Source organism: Bradyrhizobium sp. Mp19 (genome assembly GCF_029952935.1).
Lineage (GTDB): Bacteria > Pseudomonadota > Alphaproteobacteria > Rhizobiales > Xanthobacteraceae > Bradyrhizobium > Bradyrhizobium elkanii.
In genome coordinates, this window is sequence record NZ_JASAUT010000123.1 from 1 (window position 1) to 7031 (window position 7031).

The following is a 7031-nucleotide window of genomic DNA, read 5'->3' on the forward strand; positions in this document are numbered from 1 at the left end:
GTTCGTCGTCGTCTTGCTCATAACGGCCCCACCTTCTCAGGAGTTGGGGCCTCCGGCAATCCCGGGGCGGTTCAGATTGGATTAGATCGTCCGGGCTTAGGTCCCCGACTTAGCCGGCGGCCCTCATCTTACCCCGTGGACGCTTCAACCCGAGAAGCTTGAACACGTGAGCGCTGATCTTCTCTGTAAGTCCGTATGTCCGCCTCTGCCGATGAGGTGGCTCGCCCTAGACTGCGCGTCCGAGGGTTGCTTGGGCGAACCGAGCCGATTCTCATCACGGGAGGACGAGCCGTGGCAGATTATAGGGAAGCATTCGTCGAAATCGATGTGGCCAAGCTAAGAAATGCCGTCGCGATTGCGGATGCAGGCCGGCGGGGGAGGTTCGGTTCTTCGGACAGGTTGATGCTTCGGCCACCAACATGCGCCGCGTCCTAGGGCGGATCGCCAACCGGTTTGACCGCGTCCACTTCTGTTACGAAGCCGGGCTCTCAGAGCCTACTACAGGTGTCCACTCATTCGGAGGAGGTTCAGGATCAGGGAAGTGAGCCCGAATAATCCGCTAGGCGTGAGTATTATTCTAATCCCTCGACTCAAAGGAGGTTGACCGGCATCGTCAACTTAATCGACCGCTGAGCTGAAGGAGGCAATTCTCAAAGGTTCGAGATTCGGCCATTGTGCTTGTCGTGGAGATCTCGCGCCAAGTTGCAAAGGCTCGCTCGCGCGAAGCACGACGGAAGTCGGCAGTGACAGCTCCGGGATAGGGGATGTGGAAAAGGTTCGCGACCTGATCGTGAACTGACAGAAACCGTTGAGCCTGATGGCACGATTTGAAACGCTTCATGATCCGCTCGCGTCGCCGCGTCGGCTGATGAGAATTCTCGGCCCGATTGTTGAGAGCTTTGTGTGGCGATGTTCGACGTGAAAGCCCATCTTCGCCCTCGCAGTGCCGTACGAACGGAGCTTGTCCGTGATCATCAGGCGCGGCGGCGTGCCGACGGATTTCAAGAGCTTCTTCATGGGCCGCTGCGCAACGCGCGAGTCTCTTCGGCGCTGGATCAAGACGTCGAGAACGACGCCATTTTGGTCGACAGCGCGCCAGAGCCAATGTTGTTCACCCGCGATCGAAATAACGACTTCGTCCAGATGCCATTTGTCACCGCGAGCGGGAGCGCGCTGGTCGGATCCGATCGGAGAACGCCTTGCCGAATTTCCGTCCCTACTGGCGCACGGTTTCACAGGTCACGCCAATGCCACGGTCACGCCAATGCCACGCGCCGCCAGCATTTCCTCGACCATGCGCAAGCTTAAGGGAAGCCGGAAATGCAACCAAACGGCATAGCTGATTACTTCCGGTGCGAAGCGATGGCGGCGATAAAGAGGGTCCCGGACGGTCGGCATGCCCGTCGCCTACCCCCTCGGGCGCTCCAATTCGTTAACTTGACGGTGCCGGTTGGGGAGTGGGCCTACAAGCTTTGGCAGGCGACGAACTCAACGAGTTAAGGTATTCTGGAGGAAACTCGGTCGCGCATCTCCGCTCAAAGCCGGGACGCGACCAGATCAAGGAGATCACGGATGGCCCACAAGACACTGGTCAATCAGAGCTGGCCGTTGTTTACAGTGTTGCTCATCACGCGTATTGGCTCGGAGCCCAACCAGTCCGTGGCGACGCGCGGCAGCAGCTGGGATAACGTGCTGAACACACATGACACGCTGACCTTCAGCGGAACGAGCGGCCTGAACGTGGTGGGCTCGAATACGTAAACGCGGTCCACGGCGCTACGACCACCGACTCTCTACGGTCTGAACGCCGCCGGCAGCTTGGTGGAAGCTTCCGTCGGCGACCAACACGTCTCGGAAATCCGACGCTTTGTCGTGCTTGGATATCGTCCGCTCTCTTCACTTCCAGACAGTGCGTCGCCGCCGGTTAAGCCTGTGGTCAGGCATTGGCACAAGCGAATTCCTTGAAAGAGATCGTCAACCACGACTATCGCAAGGCCCAGAGAAACCGGGACCGGACCGGCGCTTCCCCACATGATGCTCCGGTCCCTATCCAATTCTGAACCGATGATGTGACGCCGACCATGCTGCCCAGTTCTCAACAGGCCCGAGATGTGGCCTATCAGCTTCACGCCTATACCAACGCGCGGTCGCACCAACGGGCCGGGCCGCTCATAATTGAACGCGGCGAGGGCCCCTACGTCTTCGACACGGCAGGCAAACGCTACCTCGATGCGATGGCCGGTCTCTGGAGTGCGGGTCTTGGCTTCAGCGAAAAGCGGCTTATCGAAGCCGCGCATCGCCAGATGCAAATCTTGCCATTCTATCATACCTTCGCATCACGATCGAATGGGCCTTCCATCGCGCTTGCCGAGAAGCTGGTGAAGATGTCTCCGGTGCCGATGAGTAAGGTGTTCTTCACAAACTCCGGCTCGGAAGCAAACGATACGGTGTTGAAGCTGATCGCCTATCGGTCGAATGCATTGGGCCAGCCTCAGCGCAAGAAGGTCATCAGCCGGTTGCGCGGCTATCACGGCGTCACGATCGGTGCGGCAAGCCTGACCGGATTTCCCGACAATCACCGCTCTTTCGATCTGCCGCTGCCCAACGTTATGTACACGGGCTCCCCCCATTTCTACAAAGACAGCCGTGCGGGCGAATCGGAGGAGACCTTTGCGGCGCGTCGGGCCGAGGAGCTCGAGTCGCTGATTCAGCGCGAAGGTGCCGATACCATTGCAGCATTCTTCGGTGAGCCCGTAATGGGCGCGGGCGGGGTCATCGTTCCGCCGCCGACTTACTGGGACAAAATTCAAAGGGTGCTAAAAAAGCATAGCATCCTTTTGGTCGCTGATGAGGTGATTTGCGGCTTTGGCCGGACCGGAAAAATGTTCGGTTGCGAAACCTACAACATCGCGCCCGATGTAATCGTAGTTTCGAAGCAGCTCACGTCCAGTTATTTTCCGTTATCGGCGATCATAATGAATGACTACATGTTCGAACCAATCGCGGACGAGAGCAATAAGGTTGGACTGCTGGCTCATGGCTTCACGGGCGGTGGTCACCCGGTCGGAGCCGCCGTTGCGCTCGAAAACCTCAAACTCATCGAGGAGCGGGCTCTGATTGCGAACGTTGGCCGCATCGGGGCCTACATGCAGGAACGGCTGCGCACGCTCGTTGACCATCCACTCGTTGGGGAGGTCCGCGGCGTTGGCCTTATTGCGGCAATCGAGCTGGTGCTGGACAAGAAACGGAAAGTCGCCGCTACCACTCCGGGCGACGTTGGCAGCATCGCGAGCCGGTTGCTGCAAGAGCGAGGGATCATCGTGCGGAATGTAGATGATGCATTGTCGATATGCCCACCTCTGATCGTCAACAAGGATCAAATCGACGAACTCGTCGACGGGATCACGGGCATGCTCCACGATCTTAAGGCGACTGTGGTTAATTGTCGCGAGCCTCACTAGCGTTCACTCAACTCCGCTTAGTGCGCCTCAAGTCCGATTGCCTGGACAGATCCACCAATGATCGATACACGGCGCATAACGCGCATGCATTTGCCCGATCGGACCGGTGCTTCCGCAAATCCTCGGCGCAGTCGAAGTCAGGCGTAACAATTATAGGGCGAGATCCACGGCGCGAGATGCAGCCGCCCGGAAAGCGTGACCCTCATCGCGGCGAATCACGAAGGCCTGCCTTTCGCAGCAAGAGGCGTTGACGATCGCTGGGCCTCGCTCTCGATCAAGGTAAACGGGATGGATTTATCTCGGTTGGCACAATGGCGACGATAGCATCTACGCCGCAAGGTCGACCAGGGCTTGGACCACGCCTCAGCCGCCGACCTCGAAGCGGCTGATCCGGAAGACGCAGCCCCTGCGTCAAGCGACCGCCCTCAAAGGAAGCTTGAGCCGAAGCTTCTCGCCGAGACCGAGTACCGGGCAAGTCGGCCGGGGGACAGGTAGGAAACCATTTTTCAAGGACTTGCGAGATTTCCCCGAGATCATGCCGCTTGCTCGCGGCCAAGGTAAAGATGGTGACTTTTCTAGATTGCGAATTGAGCGACGTTGCAGCTTCGCTCAAGCGGCAACCCCGCGGTGGCGTCTGATTGAGCACGAAAGCAAATCGGCGGTTGAGCCTACGAATGGCAATCAGCGTAGGTATCGCAGCTTCGATGTCGGCCAGACTTGGACGCACCGGGATCAGGCAAAGATCGGCACTCGCGATGGCACGCATAGCCAGTGCATTGTTCGTGGGAGCGGTATCGATAATTGTAAGCCAGATCCCCTCAGCTTCAAGGCTGACGAGCGCCTCTTCTATTCCGGCGGGATCGGCGACCCGAACGACCCGCGGATAGGGATGCCCGCGCCGCTCTATCCATTTTGAGATCGTCTCTTGTGGATCCGCGTCGACAATTCCGACGCGCTCCCCGTGTCCCATCGCGGCCACTGCGATTCCGACCGTCAGCGTGCTCTTGCCGCTTCCTCCTTTTTGGGTGACTAGAGCAAGGACATACATCGCCTGCGCGTCAGGGACAACAACGACATGAAAGACACGAGGTGAGCCTACCATTCCGTCTCGCAAATCGCATCAATAGCGAGCGCGGAACTCACAATCAAATCGGAGCGCAGCCACTAACTATAGTAGCGCGCTATACGGCGTCCAACGCCGGCCGGTCCAAACATTGGGCCACGCGGACATTCCATAGCCAACCCGAACGTTTAAAGGTGCTGGCCAGCGCTGCTACAAAAGCAGACTCTCGCATAATCCGCCCCTTACTGTTTGCCGCTTTCGCGACGGCGCATCGAGTGATAACCTGCCTTTTCTCGCCAGGCACAGTGTTTGTGAGGGAATCCGTTTAGCGCGCATACCGGAATCGTGAGTCCGCTGTTGCCATTCTGACAAATTCAGCGGGAGGTCGTAAGCAGGCGCTGGGGCACTGCAACGGAAAGGTGCACGGACGGCAGGGTAAGGCGCCCGTGCGAGTTGCGGTACGAAGAGCTTGGCCGTCGAGAGGACAATCGCAAGCGACCAGGCCATGTGGCTCAGCAACCCTCGTGCCAGACGATGAAAGAAAGGCGAGAGAGCAGAACGGCGCACTGTCACACTGGCGCCAGCTAACTGTTCGTGCAGCGCCGGACACGCGCATCATCAACCCGACACGGTTGAGCGAGATGAGACGTGCGACGTATGATGCCGAGGACGCAAGGTGATTGGATCAATCTCGCCATCTGTAAAACGATCGGCTCGCCTGGTCTCAAGCCGAGATTTTGCAACATTTCAGGTTCAAGCGGGAAGTTGAGCATTGCGGCAGTGGCGCCGTCGTCTTGTCTGGCGGCCGGGTGCGTCTGGTGCAAGCTGTTGATCGTCTCGACAAGAGGGAATCGACGCCTTGCCTGGCCTCCACATCGGCCGCGGCGGCCTCGGGGGACAATGTCAATCGGTAGGTCATGTACAGCCGCATCTGGTGGTCGGTGCCAAGGCGGGATTCTCGAAAGCGAGTGCGTATCGGATCGAGGGCGATGCGCGTCCGCCATCCCAGAAGAAGGGGCCGAGGGGGCGGGGACGGTCCGATCCGCTCGCCCCCTACTGGGACGCCGAGATCATTCCGATCCTGAAGGCTGCACCCGGCATCCGCGTGATCGGCGTGCTGGACGAATTACGCCGACGGCATCCCAACCTCAACCCCGCGCTCAACGGCCCCGAACAGGACGTGATCTTCCGCCAGGAGCACGAGCCCGCTGGTTCCGGCCGACCGCGCCGGCCTCATTAGCCGCCGCCGGCGGCGTCTTGGTTTGTTTCGCGTGACATGACAGTTCCTTCCCTTCGCTCTCGATATTAGCGGAACGGCGCCACACTCGGTACCTGTTGAAAATCGCTGCAATCCAGCTTATAGTCACGCTGGTCTCTATAGTCACAGGAGCGGATCGTGACAGCCTCCCGAAAGACCCCTGCGCCCGAAACCGACCATTGGACCGTGGCTGGCGCCAAGGCGCGCCTCTCCGAGGTGATTGAACGCGCCCAGACCGATCCGCAGATCATTACTCGCCACGGCAAGCCCAGTGTCGTCATCGTCTCCGCCGAGGAATGGGCGCGCAAGACCGACCGCAAGGGCACGCTCGCCGAATTCCTGATGGCCTCGCCGCTGCGCGATGCCGATCTCGATCTCGAGCGGGTTCGCGATCAGCCGCGCGACCTTGATCTATGAATGTCCTGCTCGATACCAACGTGCTGTCGGAGGTTCGCCGGCCGGCGCCCGATCCGAAAGTGCTCGCGTGGCTTGATACGATCGACGAGGATCGGGCCTTCATCAGCGTTGCGTCGATCGCCGAACTCCGGCGCGGTATCGCCCTGATGGACGACGGCCGCCGTCGCGAGGCGCTTTCTGCCTGGCTCGCGGAGGATCTGCCGGCGCGCTTCGCCGGCCGGATTCTGCCGATCGACCCGGCGATCGCCGGGCGCTGGGGTGATCTGATGGCGCAAGCCCGACAGAGCGGCTTTGCGCTCTCGGTCATGGACGGTTTTTTTGCGGCCACTGCTCTCGACCGGGAGCTCGTACTCGCGACTCGCAACACCAAGGATTTTGCGCCGCTGGGTGTGCCGCTTTTGAACCCCCGGACCGATGAAGGAGCGCTGGGATGACCGTCGCTGCCCGGCTCCCCGACGCCGCTTCGCTCGAAACCGTCCTGGCTGGCCTCGGTCCGGCGTCCGCCGACGCGGACCTGATCCCAGCCTTGACGGTAGGCCTTTCCAGGCTTCGCGTTCGGCATCGCGCCGATCGATGACGATTACTGGCGCGACACCCGATCGGTTCTGCGAGCACGCGGCTTGGCGAATTGCGGCCGTGGATGATTGCCGAACTGGCCAAGGAAAATGGCGATGTGACGGCGGTCTGGGAGCGGTTGAAGGAGATCGATCTTCAGATCACCGAATGGCGCGGCATCAGCGTCTTCGTGTCGGCGCCGACGGGGCAATCGGCAGCACCTTGCAGATCGGCTCGACCCCGTAAGCCTCGCGATGATCGTCGATGAAGGCGATCA

At 60.0% G+C, this 7031-nt stretch carries 5 protein-coding genes, 3 pseudogenes and 1 other annotated feature; of the genes and pseudogenes, 6 read left to right on the forward strand and 2 right to left on the reverse strand.

The genetic code is table 11. The annotated features are described in order from the left end of the window. Positions 1-195: 195 nt before the first annotated feature. Positions 196-512: pseudogene (locus QJT82_RS44630) on the forward strand (IS110 family transposase); the annotation flags it as partial. 106 nt (positions 513-618) lie between these two features. On the opposite strand, the pseudogene QJT82_RS44635 reads toward QJT82_RS44630, so the two are convergent. Continuing rightward, positions 619-1398, reverse strand: a pseudogene (locus QJT82_RS44635) (IS6 family transposase). A gap of 174 nt (positions 1399-1572) precedes the next feature. Here QJT82_RS44635 and QJT82_RS44640 point away from each other — a divergent pair. Together QJT82_RS44640 and QJT82_RS44645 are read left to right on the forward strand one after the other, a co-directional pair. After that, the gene (locus tag QJT82_RS44640; RefSeq protein WP_016848505.1) at positions 1573-1761 is read left to right on the forward strand and encodes a hypothetical protein; all 189 of its coding nucleotides are present in this window, start codon (positions 1573-1575) and stop codon (positions 1759-1761) included. Between the two features lie 320 nt (positions 1762-2081). Next, positions 2082-3461 carry an aspartate aminotransferase family protein gene (locus tag QJT82_RS44645; protein ID WP_038376943.1) on the forward strand — a complete coding sequence of 460 codons (1380 nt, stop codon included), beginning with the start codon at positions 2082-2084 and terminating at the stop codon, positions 3459-3461. A 274-nt stretch (positions 3462-3735) separates the two neighbouring features. Here the strand turns inward: QJT82_RS44645 and QJT82_RS44650 are convergent, their stop codons facing one another. Then, the gene (locus QJT82_RS44650) at positions 3736-4563 is read right to left on the reverse strand and encodes a ParA family protein (RefSeq protein ID WP_225161839.1); all 828 of its coding nucleotides are present in this window, start codon (positions 4561-4563) and stop codon (positions 3736-3738) included. A gap of 904 nt (positions 4564-5467) precedes the next feature. On the opposite strand from QJT82_RS44650, the pseudogene QJT82_RS44655 reads away from it, so the two are divergent. The 3 genes and pseudogenes from QJT82_RS44655 to QJT82_RS44665 all read left to right on the forward strand — a co-directional run. Further along, positions 5468-5731 (forward strand): annotated as a pseudogene (locus QJT82_RS44655) (IS21 family transposase); the annotation flags it as partial. Positions 5732-5920: 189 nt separating this feature from the next. Beyond that, entirely contained in the window at positions 5921-6199 is a 279-nt protein-coding gene (locus QJT82_RS44660) for a type II toxin-antitoxin system Phd/YefM family antitoxin (RefSeq protein WP_028337909.1), read from the forward strand. Next, positions 6196-6633, forward strand: a complete 438-nt coding sequence (locus QJT82_RS44665; RefSeq protein WP_016848501.1) for a type II toxin-antitoxin system VapC family toxin — start codon at positions 6196-6198, stop codon at positions 6631-6633. Before QJT82_RS44660 ends, QJT82_RS44665 begins: the two co-directional genes overlap by 4 nt. Positions 6634-6957: 324 nt before the next feature. Beyond that, positions 6958-7031, reverse strand: a sequence feature (AL1L pseudoknot). This feature is flagged as partial in the annotation.